The organism is Streptomyces sp. NPDC026394 (assembly GCF_055567735.1).
Map to the genome: position 1 here is coordinate 895,818 of NZ_JBVHPX010000001.1, position 23,791 is coordinate 919,608.

18 protein-coding genes are annotated in these 23,791 nt (G+C 73.6%); 12 read left to right on the plus strand and 6 right to left on the minus strand.

Features of this window, described 5'->3' with window-relative positions:
* Positions 1–223: 223 nt before the first annotated feature.
* The gene (gene gabT, locus ACZ4QV_RS03850; RefSeq protein WP_361145510.1) at positions 224–1,573 is read right to left on the minus strand and encodes a 4-aminobutyrate--2-oxoglutarate transaminase; all 1,350 of its coding nucleotides are present in this window, start codon (positions 1,571–1,573) and stop codon (positions 224–226) included.
* A gap of 254 nt (positions 1,574–1,827) precedes the next feature.
* On the opposite strand from gabT, the gene ACZ4QV_RS03855 reads away from it, so the two are divergent.
* Positions 1,828–3,972, plus strand: a complete 2,145-nt coding sequence (locus ACZ4QV_RS03855) for an ATP-binding protein (protein ID WP_361583770.1) — start codon at positions 1,828–1,830, stop codon at positions 3,970–3,972.
* Between the two features lie 89 nt (positions 3,973–4,061).
* On the opposite strand, the gene ACZ4QV_RS03860 is transcribed toward ACZ4QV_RS03855, so the two are convergent.
* Positions 4,062–4,580 (minus strand): RidA family protein, encoded by a 519-nt coding sequence (locus ACZ4QV_RS03860; RefSeq protein WP_361145504.1) that lies wholly within the window; start codon positions 4,578–4,580, stop codon positions 4,062–4,064.
* A 269-nt stretch (positions 4,581–4,849) separates the two neighbouring features.
* Between ACZ4QV_RS03860 and ACZ4QV_RS03865 the strand changes: the two genes are divergently transcribed.
* The 5 genes from ACZ4QV_RS03865 to ACZ4QV_RS03885 all read left to right on the plus strand — a co-directional run bounded on the left by ACZ4QV_RS03865 (position 4,850) and on the right by ACZ4QV_RS03885 (position 12,761).
* The gene (locus tag ACZ4QV_RS03865) at positions 4,850–6,514 is read left to right on the plus strand and encodes a PucR family transcriptional regulator (RefSeq protein WP_361145502.1); all 1,665 of its coding nucleotides are present in this window, start codon (positions 4,850–4,852) and stop codon (positions 6,512–6,514) included.
* A gap of 235 nt (positions 6,515–6,749) precedes the next feature.
* Positions 6,750–8,195: an aldehyde dehydrogenase family protein gene (locus ACZ4QV_RS03870; protein ID WP_361583766.1), complete on the plus strand. Its 1,446-nt coding sequence runs from the start codon at positions 6,750–6,752 to the stop codon at positions 8,193–8,195.
* A gap of 310 nt (positions 8,196–8,505) precedes the next feature.
* Positions 8,506–9,864, plus strand: coding sequence for a sensor histidine kinase (locus tag ACZ4QV_RS03875; protein ID WP_361147288.1), 1,359 nt, complete (start codon positions 8,506–8,508; stop codon positions 9,862–9,864).
* The gene (locus ACZ4QV_RS03880; protein WP_361145497.1) at positions 9,839–10,525 is read left to right on the plus strand and encodes a response regulator transcription factor; all 687 of its coding nucleotides are present in this window, start codon (positions 9,839–9,841) and stop codon (positions 10,523–10,525) included. The genes ACZ4QV_RS03875 and ACZ4QV_RS03880 overlap by 26 nt, the downstream gene beginning before the upstream one ends.
* Positions 10,526–10,838: 313 nt before the next feature.
* Positions 10,839–12,761 carry an acyl-CoA dehydrogenase family protein gene (locus ACZ4QV_RS03885; protein ID WP_361640288.1) on the plus strand — a complete coding sequence of 641 codons (1,923 nt, stop codon included), beginning with the start codon at positions 10,839–10,841 and terminating at the stop codon, positions 12,759–12,761.
* Positions 12,762–12,875: 114 nt separating this feature from the next.
* On the opposite strand, the gene ACZ4QV_RS03890 is transcribed toward ACZ4QV_RS03885, so the two are convergent.
* Positions 12,876–13,703, minus strand: a complete 828-nt coding sequence (locus ACZ4QV_RS03890) for a S1 family peptidase (protein WP_467762533.1) — start codon at positions 13,701–13,703, stop codon at positions 12,876–12,878.
* Positions 13,704–14,079: 376 nt separating this feature from the next.
* Between ACZ4QV_RS03890 and dxr the strand changes: the two genes are divergently transcribed.
* From dxr to ACZ4QV_RS03920, 6 genes are all read left to right on the plus strand, one after another.
* Positions 14,080–15,351 (plus strand): 1-deoxy-D-xylulose-5-phosphate reductoisomerase, encoded by a 1,272-nt coding sequence (dxr, locus tag ACZ4QV_RS03895; protein ID WP_361583757.1) that lies wholly within the window; start codon positions 14,080–14,082, stop codon positions 15,349–15,351.
* Positions 15,348–16,649: a M50 family metallopeptidase gene (locus tag ACZ4QV_RS03900; RefSeq protein WP_361145486.1), complete on the plus strand. Its 1,302-nt coding sequence runs from the start codon at positions 15,348–15,350 to the stop codon at positions 16,647–16,649. The genes dxr and ACZ4QV_RS03900 overlap by 4 nt, the downstream gene beginning before the upstream one ends.
* 252 nt (positions 16,650–16,901) lie before the next feature.
* Positions 16,902–18,059 (plus strand): flavodoxin-dependent (E)-4-hydroxy-3-methylbut-2-enyl-diphosphate synthase, encoded by a 1,158-nt coding sequence (gene ispG / locus ACZ4QV_RS03905; RefSeq protein WP_361145483.1) that lies wholly within the window; start codon positions 16,902–16,904, stop codon positions 18,057–18,059.
* Between the two features lie 215 nt (positions 18,060–18,274).
* Positions 18,275–19,120, plus strand: coding sequence for a GNAT family N-acetyltransferase (locus tag ACZ4QV_RS03910; RefSeq protein WP_361145480.1), 846 nt, complete (start codon positions 18,275–18,277; stop codon positions 19,118–19,120).
* A 76-nt stretch (positions 19,121–19,196) separates the two neighbouring features.
* Positions 19,197–19,730, plus strand: a complete 534-nt coding sequence (locus ACZ4QV_RS03915) for a GNAT family N-acetyltransferase (RefSeq protein ID WP_467762534.1) — start codon at positions 19,197–19,199, stop codon at positions 19,728–19,730.
* Between the two features lie 97 nt (positions 19,731–19,827).
* Complete coding sequence (locus ACZ4QV_RS03920; protein ID WP_361145474.1) at positions 19,828–21,528, plus strand: proline--tRNA ligase; 1,701 nt, start codon at positions 19,828–19,830, stop codon at positions 21,526–21,528.
* Between the two features lie 82 nt (positions 21,529–21,610).
* Here ACZ4QV_RS03920 and ACZ4QV_RS03925 read toward each other — a convergent pair whose 3' ends face one another.
* From ACZ4QV_RS03925 to ACZ4QV_RS03935, 3 genes are all read right to left on the minus strand, one after another.
* A complete protein-coding gene (locus ACZ4QV_RS03925) occupies positions 21,611–22,528 on the minus strand; it encodes an aminoglycoside phosphotransferase family protein (protein ID WP_361145471.1) in 918 nt (305 codons plus the stop codon).
* 54 nt (positions 22,529–22,582) lie between these two features.
* Complete coding sequence (locus ACZ4QV_RS03930; protein ID WP_361145468.1) at positions 22,583–23,104, minus strand: ferritin-like domain-containing protein; 522 nt, start codon at positions 23,102–23,104, stop codon at positions 22,583–22,585.
* Between the two features lie 76 nt (positions 23,105–23,180).
* Positions 23,181–23,777: a hypothetical protein gene (locus tag ACZ4QV_RS03935; RefSeq protein ID WP_467762556.1), complete on the minus strand. Its 597-nt coding sequence runs from the start codon at positions 23,775–23,777 to the stop codon at positions 23,181–23,183.
* Positions 23,778–23,791 lie beyond the last annotated feature (14 nt).

Here is a 23,791-nt window from a genome sequence, read left to right on the forward strand (position 1 = left end):
TGAGGATTCCCGGGGCGCGGGGCCCCGGACCCGTGCGCGAAGGCACGGCCTGGCCGGAGCCGGGGAAGCGTCGGCCGGGCGTCACCCACAGTCCCCTGCGGGCGGGGTGTCTCTCTCATCTGCAGAAACCGTACGGCAGTGAGCCGGGGCCGGACAGCCGGATCACCTGCCCGCCATGGGCCCCGCACACATTCTTCACGACCAAACGCTCAGTTACTTCGGGTCACACCGTCCCGAGCGCACCCTCGATGATGTCCAGGCCCTCGTTCAGCAGGTCCTCGCCGATGACCAGCGGCGGCAGGAAGCGCAGCACGTTGCCGTACGTGCCGGTGGTCAGCACCAGCAGGCCCTCCTGGTGGCAGGCGGCCGCCAGCGCCGCGGTCGCCTTCGGGTTCGGCTCCTTGGAACCGGACTCCACCAGCTCGATGGCGATCATCGCGCCCCGGCCGCGGACCTCACCGATGATGTCGTGCTTCTCCGCCATCGCCGCCAGGCGCGGCTTCATGATCTCGCCGATCCGCCGGGCCTTGGCGTTCAGGTCCAGCTCGCGCATGGTCTCGATGGAGCCGAGCGCCGCCGCGCAGGCCACCGGGTTGCCGCCGTAGGTGCCGCCCAGACCGCCCGCGTGCGCCGCGTCCATCATCTCGGCGCGGCCGGTGACGGCGGCCAGCGGCAGGCCGCCCGCGATGCCCTTGGCGGTCGTGATCAGGTCCGGGACGATGTTCTCGTCCTCGCACGCGAACCACTGGCCGGTACGGCAGAAGCCGGACTGGATCTCGTCCGCGACGAAGACGATGCCGTTCTCCTTCGCGAACTCCGCGATGGCGGGCAGGAAGCCCTTGGCCGGCTCGATGAAGCCGCCCTCGCCGAGCACCGGCTCGATGATGACCGCGGCCACGTTCTCCGCGCCGATCTGCTTGGTGATCTGCGAGATGGCCTGGTCGGCGGCCTCCTTGGCGCAGTTCTCCGGGCCGGTCAGCCAGCGGTAGGGGTAGGCCAGCGGCACCCGGTAGACCTCGGGCGCGAACGGGCCGAAACCGTGCTTGTACGGCATGTTCTTCGCGGTCAGCGCCATCGTCAGGTTCGTCCGGCCGTGGTAGCCGTGGTCGAAGACGACGACCGCCTGGCGTTTGGTGTACGCGCGGGCGATCTTGACGGCGTTCTCCACGGCCTCCGCGCCGGAGTTGAACAGCGCCGACTTCTTCGCGTGGTCGCCCGGCGTCAGCTCGGCGAGCTGCTCGCAGACCTCCACGTACGGCTCGTACGGCGTGACCATCACACAGGTGTGGGTGAAGTCCGCGAGCTGCGCGGTGGCGCGGCGCACCACGGCCTCCGCGCTGTTGCCGACCGAGGTCACGGCGATGCCGGAGCCGAAGTCGATGAAGGAGTTGCCGTCCACGTCCTCCAGGATGCCGCCGCCCGCGCGCTTGGCGAAGACGGGCAGCACCGCCCCTACACCGCCGGCCACGGTGGCCTGCTTGCGGGCCCACAGCTCCTGGGACTTCGGGCCGGGGATCGCGGTGACGACGCGACGCTCCTGGGGGAGGGCGGGGCCTCCGGACAGTTCGGTCATGGCAGTCTCCTGGGGGTGGAACGGGACGTACTGAAGACGTACTGAAGGGGTTGTGCTCGCAGGCTAGGGGGAGGAACGGGGCGTCGGCATGTTCCGTTCGGGAGAAGTGCGCGTGTTGCGTTGTCCGCACCGGACATAGCGGCGTCCCGCGGCCAGTAGATTGAACGGCGGCAATGCGCGGGAACAGCAGGGCGCACGGGCGGAACCGTTTCCGTCCGGCGTCCGGACGTCTCAAGGGGGACGAGGGGCACCGGATGGACACCGAGGGCACGCAGCACGACGCACCGCACACCCGCACCGACCACCCCGTACCCCGCCCCACGGCACCACCGGTCCCGTCCGCACCGCCGGCCCCGAGAATCCCGCCGGTGCCGCCGGCTCCGCCCACCGCCCCCGGGGACGGCGCGTTCCTGCGCTGGCTGCGCGCCCCCCGCCGGGCCGCCGCGCCCGGCATCTGGACGTACGGGCACGTGCCCCGGCCCGAGGAGAGCCCCGACCGGGTGCCCACCCGGCAGCTCGTCACCGGTGCGCTGATCTCGTTCCTGTGCGGCTGGCTGCTCTGGTCGCTGCTCTGGAACGGCTACCTAGGCCCGTACTGGCTCTACCCGCTGCTGCTCCTGACGCCCGACTCCTGGCGCTCGGCCGGCGGCGACAAGATGGTCTTCGTCTGGGCCACGTACCTCTACTACGCGCTCTGCCTCGCCCTCCTCGTCCTCGTCTTCGGGCGCCTCGGACGCTGGGCCGAACTGGGACGGCGTTGCCTCGGGCCCGTACTGCGCCGCGCCCGGGAACGCCGCCCCGACGCCGTACCGGAGCCGCAGGAGGACCGCGCCCAGTGGCCCGCACTGCGCGCCGGCGGCGCGCCCGACGCCGCCGACAAGCTCGCCGCCGAGGCCCTCGCAGGACGCATGAACGACGTCGACGTGGCGCGCATCGAACGCGCCTGGCACTCGGTGCGCTCCGGCAACAACTCCCTCGCCTCCTTCACCGACGCCGTCCTGCGCCACGGCGCCGCCGCCTGCCCCCACCCCTCGGGACGGCGCGACCTGCCCGCCCGGACGGCCCACCACGACCTGCTCGCCCACCAGGTGCGCATCGGCACCGCCACCGACCACCCGCGCAACCCCCACCAGCACCGCGGTACGGGCTTCGCCCTCGACCCGGCGCTGCTGGGCACCTCACTGCTGGCCGTCGGCCCGCCCGGCTGCGGCAAGACCACCCGCGTGGTGCGGCCGGTCGTGGAGGCCATGTGCCTCCAGGCGCTGGCCGGACGGAGCGCGGTGGTCGCCGTCGGCGCGGCCGGCTCCGCCCTCGGCCCGGACGACGCGTTCGACGTGATCGTCCGGATCGGCGCCCCCGAGCCGGACTGCGACCTCGACCTGTACGGCGGCACCACCGACCCCGACGAAGCGGCCGGCATCCTCGCCGAAGCGCTCGTCGGCGACCTCGCCGCCACTCAGCCCGGTGGCGACAGCCGGCGCGCCGCCACCGCGCTCGGCCAGTTGCTCGGCCCGTTCCGCGCCGCACACGGCCGCTTCCCGTCCGTCCCCGAACTCCGCGAACTCCTCGACGGCTCGGACACGGCGCTCGCCGCACTGCGGACCGCCCTGAAGACCACCGAGTCGCACCCGCAACTGCGCGAACTCGACGCCCGCGCACGGCAGTCCGGGCGCCCCGGCGACATCGGCGACCTCCTCGCCGACCGCGTCGCCCTCCTCGACCGCCCCGCCTTCGCGCCGTACTTCCGCCCCGAGGGCGGCGACCGGCAACTCTCCCTTCGTGCCCTGGACCGTCCGCTGCGCGTCCGCGTCGACCTGCCCGAACGCGGCCACGCTGAGGCGTCGCGCATCCTGGCCCGGCTGGTGCTGGCCCAGTTCACCGAGTGCGCGGCCGCCCGCGGCGACCGCTCGCTCTTCGCCTGCCTGGTCCTGGACGACGCGGCGCACACCGTCACCGCCGAATCCCTGCGCGGCCTGCAACGGCTGCGCGCCGCCAACGCGGGCGTCCTGATGACCCTGCGCTCCCTCGACGACGTCCCCGAGACGCTGCGCAGCGCGCTGCTGGGCGCGGTGGGCTGCCGGATGGCGTTCGCGGGCGTGACGACCTGGGACGGGGCGCGGTTCGCCGAGGTGTGGGGCAAGGAGTGGGTGGAGACGCGGGACGTGACCGATCGCCAGATCATCGCCGAGGGCGCCGCGATGAAGGCGTTCCACCTCTTCCGCCACCTGGTCACCGGCAAGGCCGTCACCGCCAAGGCCGTCACCGTCCGCACCGTCGAACGCGAACGCTGGTCCGCCTCCGACCTGGCCAACTCCGTCCCCCCGGGGCACGGGGTGCTGTCGGTGACGTCGGTGCGAGGGGAGCATGCGCCGCCGGTGTTGGTGGATCTTCGGAGGTGAGGAGGGCCCCGGGGACCGGTGTCCGGTGAGAGTCAACCGGTGGACGCGCCGGATGAGGAGTGACCCGCCGCAGTCCCGGGGCGGATCGCCTACTTGTCGCCGGTGAACCCCTCGAAGTCCCCGCGGTCGGCCATCTCGCCGAGCCGCGTCGAGGCGGCTTCCCGCTCCGCCCGCCGATCGGCCGTACGCGACGGGGCATCGCCGGAGGAATCCGGTACCACCCCCGTCGCCGTGATCTCCACCAGTTGGCCCGGATAGCCGAGGACCGTGACGCCCACGAGCGTGGACGTGTGCGGGCCCGTGGAGAGGGCCGAGGCGCGGACCTCCTCCCAGGCGAGGGAGAGCGCCTCGGTGGTGGTGGCGGTGACGTACACGGTGCTGGCGATCACCTGGTCCAGGCCGCTGCCCGCCGCCTCCAACTGGGTGGCGAGGTTGGCGAGGACCTGGCGGGTCTGGGCGGCGGGATCGCCCGGGCCCACGAGGTTGCCGTCCGCGTCCAGCGGGACGGCGCCCGCGCTGAAGACCAGGCGCTCACCCGCCTCGACGACGGCGGCGTGCGAGTAGTGCGGGGGCGGGAACAGAGCGGGCACGGTCGTGAAGCGGGCCATCGGGCTCCTCCGGGGCAGCGTCTGCGGTGCCGTATCGGTCGGTGCCGATGAGCTCACGGCAGGGCCGGGCGCGTCCACCGGTTATTCCCGGGTCCGGCCCGGCCCGGGCGGTCGCGCCCCGCCCCGGGCCGCCCCACCCGTACGGCTGCATCTCCGGACGCTCACACCCCCGCACCCCACCACTGAGGCAGAATCGGCAGCGACCGTTCATACGGGACGGCGAAGAACCAGACCGCCGCCAGCACGCCCACCGACGCCCCGAAGGTCCCATGCCGCACACCCTCGCCTCCCTGGCCCACCACTCCGCGCTCAAGCTGACGGTGCTCGCGGGCGAGGACCGGCTGGACACCCCGGTGCGCTGGGCGCACGCCAGTGAGCTGATCGACCCGGTGCCGTACATGGAAGGCGGCGAGCTGCTGCTCATCACCGCCCTCAAGCTGGACGCCGAGGACCCGGAGGAGACCCGCCGGTACGTGCGGCGCGTCGCGGGCGCCGGTGTCGTCGGGCTCGGCTTCGCGGTCGGCGTCAACTACGCGGACGTGCCGCAGGCGCTGGTCACCGCCGCCGCCGAGGCGGAGCTGCCGCTGCTGGGCGTGCCCCGCAGCACCCCGTTCATCGCCATCAGCAAGGCCGTCTCCGCCGCGGTCGCCGCCGACCAGTACCGCGCCGTGACCGAGGGCTTCGAGGCGCAGCGCGAGCTGACCCGGGCGGCCCTCGGCACCGAGGGCCCGGCCGAGCTGCTGGCCCGGCTCGCCGCGCACCTCAAGGGCTGGGCCGCGCTGTACGACGCGTCCGGCTCGGTGGTCGCCGCGGCCCCCGACTGGGCCGCCCGCCGCGCCGCCCGCCTCGGCGGCGACGCGGGGCGGCTGCGCGAGCGCCCGGCCCCCGCCAGCTCCGTCGTCAGCGACGCCGAGGGCGACGACCGCGTCGAGCTCCAGTCCCTGGGCACCGGCCGCCGCGCCCGCGGCGTCCTCGCGGTCGGCACGGGCGCGCCGCTGGGCACCGCCGAACGCTTCGCCGTGCACTCCGCCGTCGCCCTCCTGACCCTGACCACCGAGCGCTCCCGCGCCCTCCAGGAGGCCGAGCAGCGGCTCGGCGCGGCGGTGCTGCGGATGCTGCTGGCCGGCGAGCCGGACCACGCGCGGGCGGTCGCGGGCCGGCTCTACGGCGGGCTCCTGGACGCGCCCTTCCGGGTGGTGGTCGCGGAGCCGGTCGCCGCCGACGGCGCGGAGTCCGGCGACGCGCCGTCCGCCCTGGACGCGCTCGCCGACGCCATGGAGTCGGCGGCCGCCCGTACCGGCGAGGCGGTGCTGGCCGTACCGGAGGGTGCCCGGCTGGTCGTGCTGGCCGCCGACGGAGGGGCCGCCGTCGAGGCGTGCGCGGAGCACGCGGTCGCGACCGAGGCCCGGTACGGCGGGCAGCCGCTGCCGCGCGGCCGCACGGCACGGGCGGAGGCGGGGCGGTCCGGGGCGCAACTGGCCGTCGGCCTGTCCGCGCCGTCCGGTCCGCGGGACGCCGCGCACGCCTACCGCCAGGCCGGACAGGCCCTGTCGGTCGCCCGCCGCCGCGGCCGGGTGCTCGTCGAGCACGAGGACGTGGCGGCCGGTTCGGTGCTTCCGCTGCTGGCCGACGACGCCGTACGGGCCTTCGCCGACGGCCTGTTGCGCGCCCTGCGCGAGCACGACGCCACCGGCCGCGGGGACCTCGTCGCCTCCCTGCACGCCTGGCTGTCCCGGCACGGCCAGTGGGACGCGGCCGCCGCCGACCTGGGCGTGCACCGGCACACCCTGCGCTACCGGATGCGGCGGGTGGAGGAGATCCTCGGCCGCTCGCTGGACGACCCGGACGTACGGATGGAGCTGTGGCTGGCGCTGAAGGCGACGGCGGCGGTCGCGGACCCGTACGGGGGCGGCTCCGGGGAGCGGCAGGCGTAGCGGGCCGGGGAGAAGAGGCGGTCCGGTCGTGGCGGGCCGCGCCCCGCTCCCGTATACCGAGGCGGCGGACCGGTCGCGGTGGCCCGCGCCCCGCCCGCGTACGCCAATGCGGCGGGCCGCGCCGTACGACTACTCCGCGCCGGACAAACGCCGCGGACGCACCCCGCCCCTACGGTGGACCCAGGCCCGAGAGGGCCGTCCGTACCACCCCCACTTCGGAAGGGCCGGGACCCCTGTGACTTCTCCCACCGCCTTTTGGCTCGCCGGTCGCCAGGCCACCGGCGAGGACACCTTCGACGTCACCTCCCCCTGGGACGGCCGTCTCGTCGGCACGGTGAGCGTTCCCACCGAGGCCCAGACCGAGGAGGCCGTCGCGGCCTCCGTCGCCGTGCAGGAAGCGTTCGCCGCCACCCCCGCCCATGTGCGGGCCGCGGCACTGGACCACGTACAGCGGCGTCTGGTGGAGCGCACCGAGGAGATCGCCCGGCTGATCTCCGCCGAGAACGGCAAGCCCATGAAGTGGGCCCGCGGCGAACTGGGCCGCGCCGTGTCGGTCTTCCGGTTCGCGGCCGAGGAGGCCCGCCGCTTCAACGGTGGCGAGGCGCAGCGTCTGGACACCGACGCGGGCGGCGCCGGCCGGCTCGCCCTGACCCGCCGCTTCCCGCGCGGCACGGTGCTGGGCATCGCGCCCTTCAACTTCCCGCTCAACCTCTGCGCCCACAAGATCGCCCCGGCGATCGCGGCGGGCGTGCCGATCATCCTCAAGCCGGCCCCGGCCACCCCGCTGTCCGGCCTGATCCTCGGCGAGCTGCTGGCCGAGACCGACCTGCCGGCCGGCTCCTGGTCGATCCTGCCGGTGACCAACGACCGGATGCCGGCGCTGGTGCGGGACGAGCGGCTGCCGGTGATCTCCTTCACCGGTTCCGAGCAGGTCGGCTACGCGATCATGGACTCGGTGCCGCGCAAGCACTGCACCCTCGAACTGGGCGGCAACGGCGCGGCCGTGGTGCTGGCGGACTACGCCTCCGAGGCGGACCTGGACTGGGCGGCGCAGCGCATCGCGACCTTCTCCAACTACCAGGGCGGCCAGTCCTGCATCTCCGTGCAGCGGGTGATCGCCGACGCGTCGGTCTACGACCGGCTGGTCCCGAAGATCGTCGCCGCGGTCAACGCACAGGTCACCGGCGACCCCTCGGACGACGCGACCGAGGTCGGCCCGCTGGTCAGCGAGGACGCCGCCAAGCGCGTCGAGGCGTGGGTGGACGAGGCCGTCGGCGCGGGCGCGAAGCTGCTCGCGGGCGGCAAGCGGGACGGCGCCTCGTACGCGCCGACCGTGCTGGAGGACGTGCCCGCCGGCGCGACCCTCGCCTGCGAGGAGGTCTTCGGCCCGGTCCTGAGCCTGACGAAGGTGGACGGCGAGGAGGCGGCGTTCGCTGCCGTCAACAACTCCAAGTACGGCCTCCAGGCGGGTGTGTTCACACACGACGTGCAGACCGCGTTCCGGGCGCACCGGGCGCTGGAGGTCGGCGGTGTGATCGTCGGCGACGTGCCGTCCTACCGCGCGGACCAGATGCCGTACGGCGGCGCCAAGCAGTCCGGTGTGGGCCGCGAGGGCGTGCGCTTCGCGATGGAGGACTACACCTACGAGCGGGTGCTCGTGCTGACCGGTCTGGACCTGTAGGACCCGGCCGCCGGTACGGACGTACCGGCCGGACCGACGAGCAACGCGCTCCGGCATCCTGTCCCGGAGCGCGTTGCCTCCCCCGTTCCCCCGTGCGGCGGTGCTGTTCTTCCCCCGTGCCCCCGCACTCTTGTGGTGGTACGGCGACCGTACGCGCCCGCCGCGCGCCGGGGCGTCCCGTCACAGGTGGAAAACCGGATGTGACTTCCGCGGTACCGGCGGCCCGGACGTACGACTTCCGCGGTACCCGCACGGCCTCCTCCGGGCCGACGACGCGCCGTACACGCCGGGTTACGCTGCGGGCGTGCGCATGCGCGGGGTGGCCGGGGAGGTGCGACGGCGGGTACGGAGGGTGCCGCCGCTGACCCTCGACGCGGGCATCGCGGCGGGCTTCGCGACCGTCTCGCTGCTGCTCGGCCACGACAACGTGCCCGCCGGCTGGGAGCGCCTGGACGGCCTCGGCTCCGCGCTGACCTGCCTGATCAACCTGCTGGTCGTGGCCCGCAGGCAGGCCCCCGCCACCGTGTGCCTGACCGTCTTCCTGCTGTGGGCCGGCTACATCGCGCTGGACTACTGGCCGGTCGTCAACAGCCTCGCCGGCCTGATGGCCCTCTACACCGTCGCCGCCCACCGCCCGCCGCGCGTCGCGGCCGGCTGCTCGGTCCTGCTGGCCGTGCTCTGGAACTTCGCCGGCCTGACGGGCGAGGAGAGCTCGTGGGCCACCACGCTCGGCCAGAGCGTCCTGTACCCGGTGATCCTGTGCTGGTTCGGCAACGTCGCCCGCACCTCCGCCGAACGCAACGTCCGCCTCGCCGAGATGGCCGGACAGCTCCGCCGCGAGCAGGAGGAGAACGCCCGGCGCGCGGTCGCCGAGGAACGGGTGCGCATCGCCCGCGAACTGCACGACGTGGTCGCCCACCACATGTCCGTGATCTCCGTGCAGGCCGGACTGGCCGGGTACGTCTTCACCTCCGACCCGGACACCGCCCGCCGCGCCCTGGGCACCATCGCCGGGACGAGCGGCGAGGCCCTGGAGGAGATGCGGCGGCTGCTCGCCGTACTCCGGGTGGACCCGCGGGAGATGGCGGGCGGGCCGGCCGCCGCGGACCGCCGGGAGACGGGCGGAGGCGAGCCGGCCGACGCCTACGAACCGGCGCCCGGCCTCGACCGGATCGGCGCGGTCGTCGCCCGGGTGCGGGCCGCCGGACTGCCGGTCGCCCTGCGCACGACGGGGGAGCGGCGGCCGTACCCGCCGGGGCTGGAACAGTGCGCCTACCGCGTCGTCCAGGAGGCTCTGACCAACGCCCTCAAGCACGCCGGGGCCGCCCGTGTCGACGTGCGGATCGACCACGGTGCCGACCGCCTCACGGTCGAGGTGCGCGACGACGGCAGCACACCCGGCGCTTCCGGCTCTCCTGTGCCGCACGTCCCGCCGAGCGGAGCCGCGGCCCCACCACCGGCACCGTCGGCATCCGGCCATCTCTCCACCGGGCACGGGTTGATAGGGATGCGCGAGCGGGCCAGGATTTACGGCGGCAGTCTGCGCGCCGGTCCTGTTCCGGGCGGCGGCTTCCAGGTGCTGCTCACCCTGCCCGTCCATCCCGCGGCGGGCCCGGCGCCGCCGCGGAAAGGGACGACAGAGCATGATCAGGGTGCTGGTGGCCGATGACCAGGTCCTCATCCGGGCCGGTGTCGCCGCCCTGCTGCGGGCCGCGCCCGACGTCGAGGTGGTCGGCGAGGCGTCGGACGGCGAGGAGGCGGTCCGGCTGGCCGCCGACCACCGTCCCGACGTGATCCTCATGGACATCCGGATGCCCGGGGTCAGCGGCATCACGGCCACCGAACGCATCCTGCGGGCCGCGGCCGAGTCCGGCGGGCCGGCCCCGCGCGTCGTGGTGCTCACCACCTTCGACCTGGACGAGTACGTCTACGCCGCGCTGCGCGCCGGAGCCAGCGGCTTCCTCCTCAAGGACACGCCGCCGCAGCGGCTGCTCTCGGCCATCGCCACCGTCGCGGGCGGCGACATGCTCTTCGCGCCGAGCGTGACCCGCAGGCTGGTCGAGGCGTACGCCCAGCGGCTGGACGAGCCCACCCCGGAGGCCGCCGACGGGCCGGAGTCCCTCCAGGCGCTCACCGCCCGTGAACGGGAGGTGCTGCGGCACACCGCCAAGGGCCTGTCCAACCCGGAGATCGCGGCCCGGCTGGTGATCAGCGAGGCCACCGTGAAGACCCATCTGAACCGGACGATGGCCAAGCTGGGGCTCTGCAGCCGGGCCCAGGCGGTGGTGCTGGCGTACGAGACGGGGCTGGTCACGCCGGGCACCCGCTGAAGACCGGGACACCGCGGACACCGCGGACACCGGCCCTCTCCCGCCCCGCCTGCCCCCGGAGGGGCGCAATCCGGACGGCGGCGCTCACCCGTCCGCCCCCGTCGGTGCCGCGAACCCTGGTGCAAGTCGAACGGAACGGGTACAGACTCACAAGTAGCACTGACCGGTAGCCGGACGGCCGCGGGACACCGTACGCCTGCCCGCACGGCGCGGCACCGTACGGAACGCCGGATTCCGTGCCGGCCGACCGCACGGTCCCCGGCGGACCGCCGACCCACTCCGAGACCCGACTCCGCGGCGAGGTGAGCCCCTCATGACCGCTCCATCCACCCGCAATGTGTCCGAGCGCGAGGCCCGGCAGGTCGCCGAGGCCGCCCGGGAGCAGGACTGGCGCAAGCCCAGCTTCGCCAAGGAACTGTTCCTGGGCCGCTTCCGGCTCGACCTCATCCATCCGCACCCCACCCCCGCCGACGAGGACGCCCAGCGCGGTGAGGAGTTCCTCGCCAAGCTCCGCGACTTCTGCGAGACGAAGATCGACGGCGCCCGGATCGAACGCGAGGCGCAGATCCCGGACGAGACCATCGACGGTCTCAAGGAGATCGGCGCGCTCGGCATGAAGATCGACACGAAGTACGGCGGCCTGGGCCTCACCCAGGTCTACTACAACAAGGCGCTCGCCCTCGTCGGCTCCGCCAGCCCGGCCATCGGCGCGCTGCTCTCCGCGCACCAGTCGATCGGCGTACCGCAGCCGCTGAAACAGTTCGGCACCCAGGAGCAGAAGGATGTCTTCCTGCCGCGCTGCGCCCGTACGGACATCACGGCGTTCCTGCTCACCGAGCCGGACGTGGGCTCCGACCCGGCCCGGCTGGCGACCACCGCCGTGCCGGACGAGGGGGGAGACTACGTCCTGGACGGCGTGAAGCTGTGGACCACCAACGGCGTCGTCGCCGACCTCCTGGTCGTCATGGCGCGCGTCCCGAAGAGCGAGGGCCACAAGGGCGGCATCACCGCCTTCGTCGTCGAGGCCGCCGCCGAGGGCGTCACGGTCGAGCACCGCAACGCCTTCATGGGTCTGCGCGGCATCGAGAACGGCGTCACCCGCTTCCACCGCGTACGGGTGCCCGCCGCGAACCGCATAGGGCCCGAGGGCGCCGGCCTGAAGATCGCGCTGACCACGCTCAACACCGGCCGCCTCTCGCTGCCCGCCATGTGCGTGGGCGCCGGCAAGTGGTGTCTGAAGATCGCCCGCGAGTGGTCGGCCGCCCGCGAGCAGTGGGGCAAGCCGATCGCGAGGCACGAAGCGGTCGGCTCCAAGATCTCCTTCATCGCGGCCACCACCTTCGCCCTGGAGGCCGTCGTCGACCTCGCCTCCCAGATGGCCGACGAGGACCGCAACGACATCCGCATCGAGGCCGCGCTGGCCAAGCTGTACGGCTCCGAGATGGGCTGTCTGATGGCCGACGAACTCGTCCAGATCCGCGGCGGCCGCGGCTTCGAGACCGCCGCCTCGCTCGCCGCCCGCGGGGAGCGCGCCGTGCCCGCCGAGCAGATCCTGCGCGATCTGCGCATCAACCGGATCTTCGAGGGCTCCACCGAGATCATGCACCTGCTGATCGCGCGCGAGGCGGTGGACGCGCACCTGTCCGTGGCCGGTGACCTCATCGACCCCGACAAGTCCCTGGGCGACAAGGGCAGGGCCGCGGCCAAGGCCGGCACGTTCTACGCCCGCTGGCTGCCCAAGCTGGTCGCGGGCCCCGGCCAACTGCCGCGTACCTACGCCGAGTTCGGCGACCTCGCCGGGCATCTGCGGTACGTGGAACGCGCCTCCCGCAAGCTGGCCAGGTCCACCTTCTACGCCATGTCCCGCTGGCAGGGCCGGATGGAGACCAAGCAGGGCTTCCTCGGGCGGATCGTCGACATCGGCGCCGAACTCTTCGCCATGAGCGCCGCCGTCGTACGGGCCGAGCACCTGCGCGCCACCGACGACCACGGCCGCGAGGCGCGCCAGCTCGCCGACGCGTTCTGCCGGCAGGCCCGCATCCGCGTCGACGAACTCTTCGGCCGGCTGTGGACCAACACCGACGACCTGGACCGCAAGGTCGTCTCCGGCGTACTGACCGGCACCTACGCCTGGCTGGAGGAAGGCGTCGTGGACCCGAGCGGCGACGGCCCGTGGATCGCCGACGCGACCCCCGGACCGACGACGAAGGAGAACGTGCACCGGCCGATCCGCTGACCCGGGCGGGGCGCGCTTCACCCGGGCTCCCGGAGGAACGGGAGGAACCTCCAGGTGAAGCGCGCCGCCGCGACGTTCCGCGCGGCCGATCCCGGGGCGGGACGTGGGCCGCGGTCAGCCGTTGCGGTGCATCGCCTGGCGGATCCAGCCCGCGTAGGCGGGCGCGCTGGTGTAGAGCCCCGGGCCCTCGCTGCACCGCACGCCCGGGGCGCCCGGGCCCGAGGTGACACCGATGAGTTCCCAGCGTCCCTTCCGGTCCCGCCGGAGCTGGGGGCCGCCCGAGTCGCCGTGGCACGCCATGGCCTTCGGCAGCCGGCTGATCGTGCACAGGCGGGTGCTGCCCGCGTAGCCCGGTGCGCACTCGGAGACGGCTCCCCTGCGCGTGTCGAGCTCCTGGAGCCGGTCGGGGAAGACGCCCTTGGCGGGGTCGGAGGCGGTGTCGTCGACGGTGCCGAAGCCCAGAATCCGGGTCGGCGTGCCGGGCCGCCCCGGCTTGCCGGCGATGCGGACGGGCTTCTCGGAGACCGGGCGGTCCAGACGGATCAGAGCGATGTCGTCGCGGTTGGCGACGACGTTCTCGCCGTTCTCGTAGCCCGGGTGGGACACCGTCTTCGCGACGGACCGGACCGTGCCCCCGGACTTCTTCCCTCCACTGCCGATCCGGACGGTGCCGTCCAGGGTGACGAGCGTCGGGTCCACGCAGTGCGCCGCGGTGAGCACCCACTTCGAGTCGATCAACGACCCTCCGCAGACACCCTTGAAGGTGGGGTCGTCCACACCCGTCACCGGGACCGACACCATGAACGGGTAACGCTGCGTCGCGTCCCTGCCGTTGACGACGGCTTCGGCGCTGCCGGACAGCATGGCGGCGCACGCCGCGCCCGTCAGGGCCACCGCGGTGGCGCGCGCCACCGTACGGCGCGAGGACTTCAGGCTGAACACTGGTTCTCCGATCGGACGAGCGTTTGCGGCCTGTTCAGCCTCCGCCGTCGAGCGGAACCGGTCCATCCGGTCAGCGGGCCTGTCCGGGGTTCGGCCAGGTGGCCCGTCCGGGGTGGGGAAAACCCCAGGAACCCCCAGGCCCCCAGGGAAAGCCCAGGTCGACACGTGCCGCGTCCGTCCGCACGACGACCCGTCCGCGCCAGGCGTACCGCCGGACGGAGCAGCGCCGCCCAGCGCTCCGCCGCCTCGGCGGGCCGCTGTCCGGTGGCCGGTACGCCGCCGGGGGCGTCGTCCGTGCCGTGTCCGTACGGTCGCACGCGCCGCCGACGGTCCCCTGCGGCTCACCGCACCGCCCGGACCGGCGACAATGGTCCCCATGACGGACACCCTCGCTGACCCGCATCTGCGCTTCACCCCCGCCCCGCTCACCGGCGGCGGCGACGGGCCGCGTGACATCGTGATCCTCGGTTCGACCGGTTCGATCGGCACCCAGGCCGTCGACCTGGTGCTGCGCAACCCCGACCGCTTCCGGGTGACCGCGTTGTCCGCGGCCGGCGGCCGGGTGGCGCTGCTGGCCGAGCAGGCGCATCTGCTGCGGGTCCGTACGGTGGCGGTGTCCCGCGAGGACGTGGTGCCGGCCCTGCGCGAGGCGCTGTCCGAGCGGTACGGGGCGGGGGAGCCGCTGCCGGAGATCGTCGCCGGGCCCGACGCGGCCACCGAGCTGGCCGCGTCCCCCTGCCACACCGTGCTCAACGGCATCACCGGCTCCATCGGCCTCGCGCCCACCCTTGCCGCCCTGGAGGCGGGCCGCGCGCTGGCGCTCGCCAACAAGGAGTCGCTGATCGTCGGCGGCCCGCTGGTCAAGGCCGCGGCGCGCCCCGGCCAGATCGTGCCCGTCGACTCCGAGCACTCCGCCCTCTTCCAGGGCCTGCTGGGCGGCCCCCGCAAGGAGGTGCGCAAGCTGGTCGTCACCGCCTCCGGCGGGCCCTTCCGGGGCCGTACGAAGCAGGAGCTGGCGTCCGTCACGCCGGAGCAGGCGCTCGCCCACCCCACCTGGGCGATGGGCCCGGTCATCACGATCAACTCCGCGACCCTGGTCAACAAGGGGCTGGAGGTCATCGAGGCGCACCTGCTGTACGACGTGCCGTTCGACCGGATCGAGGTCGTCGTCCATCCGCAGTCCTACATCCACTCGATGGTGGAGTTCACCGACGGCTCCACCCTGGCCCAGGCCAGCCCGCCCGACATGCGGATGCCGATCGCGCTCGGCATCGGCTGGCCGGACCGGGTGCCGGACGCCGCTCCCGGCATCGACTGGACCAGGGCCCACCGGTGGGACTTCCTGCCGCTGGACACCGAGGCCTTCCCGTCCGTGCCGCTGGCCTGCCACGTCGGCGATCTGGGCGGCACCGCGCCCGCCGTCTTCAACGCCGCCAACGAGGAATGCGTCGACGCGTTCTTGCAGGGCGGGCTGCCGTTCACAGGAATTGTCGATACGGTCGCCGAGGTGGTCGCGGAGCACGGTACGCCGGCCAGGGGAACCTCCCTGACGGTCGCGGACGTCTTGCAGGCGGAAACCTGGGCGCGCGCCCGCGCCCGTGAGCTGGCCGCCCGAGCGGCCCGTACGACATCGGAGGCTCGCGCATGACGACATGGATGACCGTTCTGGGCATAGTCGTCTTCGTCGTCGGCCTGCTCTTCTCGATCGCCTGGCACGAGCTCGGACACCTGTCCACGGCCAAGATGTTCGGCATCCGGGTGCCGCAGTACATGGTGGGCTTCGGGCCGACGCTCTTCTCGCGCCGCAAGGGCGACACCGAGTACGGCATCAAGGCCATACCGCTCGGCGGCTACATCCGCATGATCGGGATGTTCCCGCCGGGGGAGGACGGCGCCATAAGCGCCCGGTCCACCTCGCCCTGGCGCGGCATGATCGAGGACGCCAGGTCGGCGGCCTTCGAGGAGCTGCAGCCGGGCGACGAGAAGCGGCTGTTCTACACGCGCAAGCCCTGGAAGCGCGTCATCGTGATGTTCGCCGGGCCGTTCATGAACCTGATCCTCGCCGTCGTGATCTTCATGAGCGTGCTGATGGGCTTCGGGATCAACACCCAGACCACCCAGGTCGGCTCGGTCTCGGACTGTGTGATAGCGGCCTCCGCCAAGACCGACAAGTGCACCGCGGGCGCCAAGGACTCCCCGGCCAAGGCCGCGGGCCTGCGCGCGGGTGACAAGATCGTCGACTTCGACGGCAAGCCGGTACCGGACTGGGCCACCCTCCAGCAGAGCATCCGGGACACCACGGGCCCGGCGACCATCACCGTCGAGCGGGACGGCAAGCGGCAGCAGCTGCACGCGAACCTGATCGAGAACAAGGTCGCCAAGACCGACGGCAACGGCGCGTACGTGCCGGGCGAGTACGTCACCGCGGGCTTCCTCGGCTTCACCCCGGCCACCGGCATCGTCCCGCAGTCCTTCGGCCAGTCCGTGGACCGCATGGGCAGCATGGTCGAACAGGGCGTCCAGTCGCTGGTCCACCTGCCCGCCAAGGTCCCCGACCTGTGGGACGCCGCCTTCAACGGCGGTGAGCGCAAGCAGGACTCCCCGATGGGCGTGGTCGGCGCGGCCCGGGTCGGCGGCGAGGTGTTCTCGCTGGACATCCCGCCGGAGCAGCGGGTGGCGACCATGCTCTTCCTGGTCGCCGGATTCAACCTGTCGCTCTTCCTGTTCAACATGCTCCCGCTGCTGCCCCTGGACGGCGGACACATCGCGGGCGCCCTGTGGGAGTCGGTCCGCCGGGCCTTCGCCCGCGTCTTCCGCCGCCCCGACCCGGGCCCGTTCGACGTGGCCAAGCTCATGCCGGTGGCCTACGTGGTCGCCGGGATCTTCATCTGCTTCACGCTGCTGGTGCTGGTGGCGGACGTGGTGAATCCGGTGAAGCTGACGTAGGTACCTGGGCGCCGCGGGGGCACCGGGCAAGAAGGAGCCCGTCCGGCGATCGAGGGCGAGCGGACGCCAGGCCGGCGACATACCGGTGACCCGCGCCCCGGGCGCCCAAACCGCGCACATGGGTGCTCCTCCGCCCCCCAACGGGGGGCAGGAGGGGATCGATGTGCCCACGGCAACCCTCGTGCCGTAATCTCGAAGGCCGGAGCCCGCCGATCTCGGGACCTAGATCCACACCTTGGGGTTGCTCGCCAGATGACTGCCATTTCACTGGGAATGCCGGACGTACCGACCAAGCTGGCCGACCGCCGGGTCAGCCGCAAGATCCAGGTCGGACCGGTCGCCGTGGGCGGGGACGCACCGGTCTCGGTGCAGTCGATGACGACCACACGCACCTCCGACATCGGCGCCACGCTCCAGCAGATCGCCGAGCTGACCGCGTCCGGCTGCCAGATCGTCCGGGTCGCCTGCCCGACCCAGGACGACGCCGACGCGCTGCCGGTCATCGCCCGCAAGTCGCAGATCCCGGTCATCGCCGACATCCACTTCCAGCCGAAGTACGTGTTCGCCGCGATCGACGCCGGCTGCGCCGCGGTCCGGGTCAACCCCGGCAACATCAAGCAGTTCGACGACAAGGTCAAGGAGATCGCCAAGGCGGCCTCCGACGCGGGCACCCCGATCCGGATCGGTGTGAACGCGGGCTCCCTCGACCGCCGCCTGCTCCAGAAGTACGGGAAGGCGACGCCCGAGGCGCTGGTGGAGTCGGCGCTGTGGGAGTGCTCGCTGTTCGAGGAGCACGGTTTCCGTGACATCAAGATCTCGGTGAAGCACAACGACCCGGTCGTCATGGTCAACGCGTACCGGCTGCTGGCGGCGCAGTGCGACTACCCGCTGCACCTGGGGGTGACGGAGGCCGGTCCGGCGTTCCAGGGCACCATCAAGTCGGCGGTGGCCTTCGGCGCGCTGCTGAGCGAGGGCATCGGCGACACGATCCGCGTCTCCCTGTCGGCGCCGCCGGCCGAGGAGGTCAAGGTCGGTCTGCAGATCCTGGAGTCGCTGAACCTGCGCCCGCGCCGTCTGGAGATCGTCTCCTGCCCGTCCTGCGGCCGTGCCCAGGTGGACGTCTACAAGCTCGCCGACGAGGTCACCGCGGGCCTGGAGGGCATGGAGGTGCCGCTGCGCGTCGCGGTCATGGGCTGCGTCGTCAACGGTCCCGGTGAGGCCCGCGAGGCCGACCTCGGGGTGGCGTCCGGCAACGGCAAGGGCCAGATCTTCGTCAAGGGCGAGGTCATCAAGACGGTGCCCGAGTCGAAGATCGTCGAGACTCTCATCGAAGAGGCCATGAAGATCGCCGAGCAGATGGAGAAGGACGGCGTGGCCTCCGGCGAACCCACCATCGCCGTCGCCGGCTGAGCGCCGCCACCGCTCCTGGCGCTCCCGTACAGCCCTTGGCGCCCAGCGCGCGCCCGAGCCCCGCCGCCGGACCACACCGGTGGCGGGGCTCGGGCGTGAACCGCGCCAGGAGCGGTACCCGGAGCGGATCCGCTGCCCGGCCGCCGGGGAGGTAAAGTTCCAGGACCTGCAGTTGCCTGGCCTCCCAGGCCCGTAAAGGTGAGGCTTTCCGACACGTGCTGACGACCACGACCACCAAGGTTCTGGAGCCCGGGGAGCTCGACGCCGCACTGGCGGTACTGGACCGCGACCCCGTCGCCAACGCCTTCGTCGCGGCCCGTGTCCAGGTCGCCGGGCTGGACCCCTGGCGGCTCGGCGGCGAGATGTGGGGCTGGTACGCGGACGGCCGCCTGGAGTCGCTGTGCTACGCGGGCGCCAACCTCGTCCCCGTCTGCGCCACCCCCGAAGCGGTACGCGGCTTCGCCGAGCGGGCCCGCCGTCAGGGACGGCGCTGCTCCTCCATCGTCGGCCCGGCCGGGCCCACCGCCGAGCTGTGGTCCCTGCTGGAGCCCGCCTGGGGCCCGGCCCGCGAGATCCGCGCGAACCAGCCGCTGATGGTCACGTCCGCCTTCGCCACCGAGGTCGAGCCCGACCCGTACGTACGGCGCATCGGCAAGCACGAGATGGACCTGATCATGCCCGCGTGCGTGGCGATGTTCACCGAGGAGGTCGGCATCTCGCCGCTGGCCGGCGACGGCGGGCTGCTCTACCAGGCGCGCGTCGCCGAGCTGGTCGGCGCCGGGCGGTCCTTCGCCCGCGTCGACGACGGCAAGGTGGTCTTCAAGGCCGAGATCGGCGCCGCCACCCAGCGGGCCTGCCAGATCCAGGGTGTCTGGGTCGCCCCCGAGTACCGCGGCAAGGGCCTCTCGGAGACCGGCATGGCGGCCGTGCTGCGCCACGCGCTCACCGAGATCGCGCCCATCGCCTCGCTGTACGTGAACGACTTCAACACGGCGGCGCGGGCCGCGTACCGGCGGGTGGGCTTCGAGGAGACCGGCGCCTTCATGAGCGTGCTGTTCTAGCCACCGGCGTCCCGCCGCCCGCGCCGGGCCCGTCGGCCGATCGTCTTACGGCCCGGTGCCTTGTACGCTCCCGACCATGGATGACGTCGCGGTCGGCCCCCTGGATCTCGCCGTCCGTGTGGACGACGCGCTCGCCGTGCAGGCACTGGCGTTCGGACTGACCGACGACGAGATCGGCGTCCGCCGCCACATCGTCCTGCGGCACCTGACCAGCCCCGGGGCCCGCGCCCTCGGCGCCACCACGCCCGCCGGGCGCCTGGTCGGCTTCGTCTACGGGATGCCCAACAGCCGTACGCACTGGTGGTCCACGGTCGTCGAGCCGTACCTGCGCCACCAGGACCGGGACCACTGGCTCGACGACTCCTTCGTGATCACCGAGCTGCATGTGCTGCCCGCCTTCCAGAACCGGCGCATCGGCCGCGAACTGATCACCCGCATCACCGACGACGCGGCCGAACCCCGCAGCATCCTGTCCGCCATCGACACCGACAGCCCCGCCCGCGGCCTGTACCGCTCCCTGGGCTACCACGACCTGGCCCGCCGCGTGCTCTTCCCGAGCGCCCCGCTGCCGTACGCGGTGATGGGCGCGCCCCTGCCCCTCAAACGCTGACCGGACGGGACCGGGCGAGGGGCGGATCCCATTTCCGTGGGGCGCGTCCCTCCGGATAACCTCGCGGAAGTCACCTTTCTTACGCAGGAGAATCACCATGGCCCAGGTCCAGCGCATGTCCCGGTTGATGATCAAGACGCTGCGCGACGACCCGGCCGACGCCGAGACCGCCAGCCACAAGCTGCTCGTGCGCGCCGGCTACGTCCGCCGCACCGCCGCCGGCATCTGGACCTGGCTGCCGCTGGGCAAGAAGGTGCTGGAGAACGTGTCGCGCGTCATCCGCGAGGAGATGGACGCGATCGGCGCGCAGGAGGTGCTGCTGCCCGCCCTGCTGCCCAAGGAGCCGTACGAGGCCACCGGCCGCTGGGAGGAGTACGGCGACCAGCTGTTCCGGCTCAAGGACCGCAAGGGCGCCGACTACCTCCTCGGGCCGACCCATGAGGAGATCTTCACCCTCATGGTCAAGGACCAGTGCACGTCCTACAAGGACCTGCCGGTGATGCTGTACCAGATCCAGACCAAGTACCGCGACGAGGCCCGCCCGCGCTCCGGCGTGCTGCGCGGCCGCGAGTTCCAGATGAAGGACTCGTACAGCTTCGACACCACCGACGAGGGCCTGGAGGAGTCGTACCGCCTGCACCGCGAGGCGTACCAGAAGATCTTCCAGCGGCTGGGCCTGGACTACCGCATCGTCTCCGCCGTCTCCGGCGCCATGGGCGGCTCCGCCTCCGAGGAGTTCCTGGCCCCCGCCGCGGCCGGCGAGGACACCTTCGTCGACTGCCCGGCCTGCGACTACGCGGCCAACACCGAGGCCGTCACGGTCACCGTCCCGGCGGTGGACGGCACCGGGCACGGCCCTGTCGAGGAGCTGGACACCCCCGACACCCCGACCATCGAGACGCTGGCCGAGCACCTGGGCGTACCGGCCTCCGCCACGCTGAAGAACCTGCTGGTCAAGGTGGACGGCGAGATCGTCGCGGTGGGCGTGCCCGGCGACCGCGAGGTCGACCTCGGCAAGCTGGGCGAGCACCTGGCCCCGGCCACGGTCGAGCTGGTCACCGCCGAGGACTTCACCGGCCGCGAGGACCTGGTGCGCGGCTACGTCGGCCCGCAGGGCCTGGCCGGGAAGTCCTTCACGTACCTCGCCGACCCGCGGGTCGCCCCCGGCACCGCCTGGATCACCGGCGCCAACAAGGACGGCAAGCACGCCCGCAACGTCGTCGCGGGCCGTGACTTCGAGGTGGACCGGTACCTGGACGTCGTCGTGGTCGAGCCGGGCGACCCCTGCCCCCAGTGCGGCGCGGGCCTGCGCATCGACCGCGCGATCGAGATCGGCCACATCTTCCAGCTCGGCCGCAAGTACGCGGACGCCTTCCAGCTGGACGTGCTCGGCCAGAACGGCAAGCCCGCGCGCGTCACGATGGGCTCGTACGGCATCGGCGTCTCGCGCGCCGTCGCGGCCCTCGCCGAGCAGACCTGCGACGAGTCCGGCCTGTGCTGGCCGCGCGAGATCGCCCCGGCCGACGTGCACGTGGTCGCCGCGGGCAAGGCCAAGCAGACCGAGCTGGCCCTGGAGGTCGGCGACAAGCTGGGCGCCGCGGGCCTGCGCGTCCTGGTGGACGACCGGGCGGGCGTCTCGCCGGGCGTGAAGTTCACCGACGCCGAGCTGCTGGGTGTCCCGAAGATCCTGGTCGCGGGCCGCCGCGCCGGCGAGGGCGTGGTCGAGCTGAAGGACCGCCGTACGGGCGAGCGCGAGGAGCTGACGGTCGAGGAGGCCGTGGCCCGGCTGAGCGCCTGACGCGGAGCGGCGCCAGGGGCCGTGCGGGACCGGGGAGCCGGTTCCGCACGGCCCCTGGCCCGTCTCCACAGCAGTGCCGCCCCTACAGCCAGGTGGCGAACTCCAGCAGCAGCTCACCGCGCTGCACGTCGCCGCCCGTCGTCGTCATCTCACGGATTCCCGAGTCCACCGCCCGGTACAGCGTCCAACTGCGCAGCCGGTCGCGGTCCACGTCCAGGGAGTCCGCCAGCTTGGCCACCCGGCGCCGGGCCGCCGAGGCCGCCCCGGAGCCGGCCGCCAGGTCCTCGAAGCGGTCCAGCACCAGCCAGGCCAGGTCGTACGCCCGCTCGCCGACCACCGGCGACGGGCCGACCGCCAGCCACGGCGCCCGTTCCCCGGCCAGCACCTTGCCCTGCCGGAACGCGCCGTGCAGCAGGACGCTCTCGGGGGCCTCGGCCGGCAGCGCGCGGCGCAGCTCCAGGCTCTCGTCCAGCAGCGGCCCCGCGGCCGGGGTCGACGCCCCGAGGGCGCGCAGCTCGGCGACGGCCTCCTCCGTACGGCCCGCCAGGGACGCGAAGGGGTGGCCGTCGGCCGGGGACACCCACAGCCGCCGTACCGTGCCGGCCGCCTCCAGCAGCGCCTTCGCCTCCGGCAGCGAGCGCAGGGACACCGCGCCCTGCAAACGCTCCAGGAGCAGCGCACCGGTGTCCGCATCGGCGCGCAGCAGTTGTGCCGCGCCCCAGCCGTCCCACTGCGCCAGCGCCGCGCCCTGGTGCGCCGGCGCACGGCCGGGGGCCGGGAACTTCAGCGCGGCCGGGGTGCCGTCGGCCTGCCGCACGTACACGAGCAGGCTGCTGCGGCCACCCGGCTCGTGCACCCGCTCCGGCGTCAACTCCCAGGCGTCCAGGCGCTGTCGCACCAGGGCGGGCAGCGCCTCCAGCCAGGCACCGGCCGGGCCGTCCGGATCGCCGCCGAGCGCGCTCACCAGCCGTCGCGGCGGTTCGATGGGTGCCGTAGCCATGCCTGTGCTGTCCCTTTCGGTGGACGTTCGGTGACCTCCCGGTGCGGGCGGTCGTCAGTGCCGGTCCGCGGCGGCGCCGGGTGCCGCGCCGGACGGGGTGCCGGCGCTCCCGGTCCGTTCCGCGAGCCCAGGGAAGGCTACGCCGCTGCCGCGCCAGCGCACCGCACGCACCGCGGCCTCCCGCAGCGCCCCGGCCGCGTCCCGGCGCCGCGGCCCGGCGCCGTCCCGTACGAGATCCGCGTACACGGCCGCGACCCGGTCCTCCAGCTCGGCGGCCAGCCGGACGGCGGCCGCCGCGTCCGGCACCGGGAACGGCAGCTCGTAGGCGGCCGCGGCGGCCCGCGGGGTGCCGCCCAGGTCCCGTACGCCGCGCCGCAGCTCGTCCCGGCGCGCGCGGTGCGCGTCGTAGCCCTCGCGCGCCTCCTTGCGCCGGTCGTCGCCGATCCGGCCGCCGACCACGCCGTAGCCGTAGACGGCCGCGTGCTCGGCCGCCAGCGCGGCCTGGAGTGCCCGCAGCTCGGCGCCGCGCGCGTCGCCCTCCGCCGCGTCCGTACGCGCCGCCCTGGATGTCAGCATCGCTGTGCCCCTTCCGTGGCCGGGCCCCGGCCCGGCCGCTGTCCCGTCGTGCGTGCGGCCGTCGCTGCGGCGTTCCTCACGCGCCGTCCTCCGCGAGCGTGAGCAGGTACGCGTGCGCCGCGCCCGCCGCCGCGACCGACGCCAGCAGCCTGGCCAGCTCCGGCGCCGCGCTCACCAGGGCCGTGGCGCGGGCGTCCGCGGTACGGCGCTCCGCCGCCGCGAGGTCCGTACGCGCCTGCTTCTCGTCGGGCGGGACGGCGGGCGCGGACGGCCCGGGGGAGGATGCGGCGGGCGAGGCGCCCGTACCGGGCCGGGCGGACGGGGCGCCGGGCGCGCCGGGCGCGGGGGAGACCCCGAACGCCGCCGCGTGCCGCGCCACTTCGGCGCGCAGCGGCCGCAGCCGTTCGCCGAGCCCGGGGTGGGCGGCGAGCGTCGCGTCGTACCGGGCGAGCAGCGCGGAGCTGTCCCGCGCGGCCTGCGCGCGCAGCCGCTCGTCCGCCGCCGCGTCCGCGTCCTGCCGGCCGCCGCCAGGCCCGGAACCGTCCGAGCAGCCGGTGAGCAGCAGGGCCGTCCCGCCGAGCACGGAACCGGCCAGCAGGGTCCTCCTGCGCGTGAGCGCGACGTTGTGCACGTGTGACTTCCCGGGGTCTTCGGTGGGGGCGGCCGTAGTGATCACCGCAGGCGAGC

Excerpts from the sequence above, each read along its gene's own strand:
- gabT (WP_361145510.1), bottom strand. The coding sequence starts at position 1,573 with ATGACCGAACTGTCCGGAGGCCCCGCCCTCCCCCAGGAGCGTCGCGTC.
- ACZ4QV_RS03855 (WP_361583770.1), top strand. The coding sequence starts at position 1,828 with ATGGACACCGAGGGCACGCAGCACGACGCACCGCACACCCGCACCGAC.
- ACZ4QV_RS03860 (WP_361145504.1), bottom strand. The coding sequence starts at position 4,580 with ATGGCCCGCTTCACGACCGTGCCCGCTCTGTTCCCGCCCCCGCACTAC.
- ACZ4QV_RS03865 (WP_361145502.1), top strand. The coding sequence starts at position 4,850 with ATGCCGCACACCCTCGCCTCCCTGGCCCACCACTCCGCGCTCAAGCTG.
- ACZ4QV_RS03875 (WP_361147288.1), top strand. The coding sequence starts at position 8,506 with ATGCGCGGGGTGGCCGGGGAGGTGCGACGGCGGGTACGGAGGGTGCCG.
- ACZ4QV_RS03880 (WP_361145497.1), top strand. The coding sequence starts at position 9,839 with ATGATCAGGGTGCTGGTGGCCGATGACCAGGTCCTCATCCGGGCCGGT.
- ACZ4QV_RS03885 (WP_361640288.1), top strand. The coding sequence starts at position 10,839 with ATGACCGCTCCATCCACCCGCAATGTGTCCGAGCGCGAGGCCCGGCAG.
- dxr (WP_361583757.1), top strand. The coding sequence starts at position 14,080 with ATGACGGACACCCTCGCTGACCCGCATCTGCGCTTCACCCCCGCCCCG.
- ACZ4QV_RS03900 (WP_361145486.1), top strand. The coding sequence starts at position 15,348 with ATGACGACATGGATGACCGTTCTGGGCATAGTCGTCTTCGTCGTCGGC.
- ispG (WP_361145483.1), top strand. The coding sequence starts at position 16,902 with ATGACTGCCATTTCACTGGGAATGCCGGACGTACCGACCAAGCTGGCC.
- ACZ4QV_RS03915 (WP_467762534.1), top strand. The coding sequence starts at position 19,197 with ATGGATGACGTCGCGGTCGGCCCCCTGGATCTCGCCGTCCGTGTGGAC.
- ACZ4QV_RS03920 (WP_361145474.1), top strand. The coding sequence starts at position 19,828 with ATGGCCCAGGTCCAGCGCATGTCCCGGTTGATGATCAAGACGCTGCGC.
- ACZ4QV_RS03925 (WP_361145471.1), bottom strand. The coding sequence starts at position 22,528 with ATGGCTACGGCACCCATCGAACCGCCGCGACGGCTGGTGAGCGCGCTC.
- ACZ4QV_RS03930 (WP_361145468.1), bottom strand. The coding sequence starts at position 23,104 with ATGCTGACATCCAGGGCGGCGCGTACGGACGCGGCGGAGGGCGACGCG.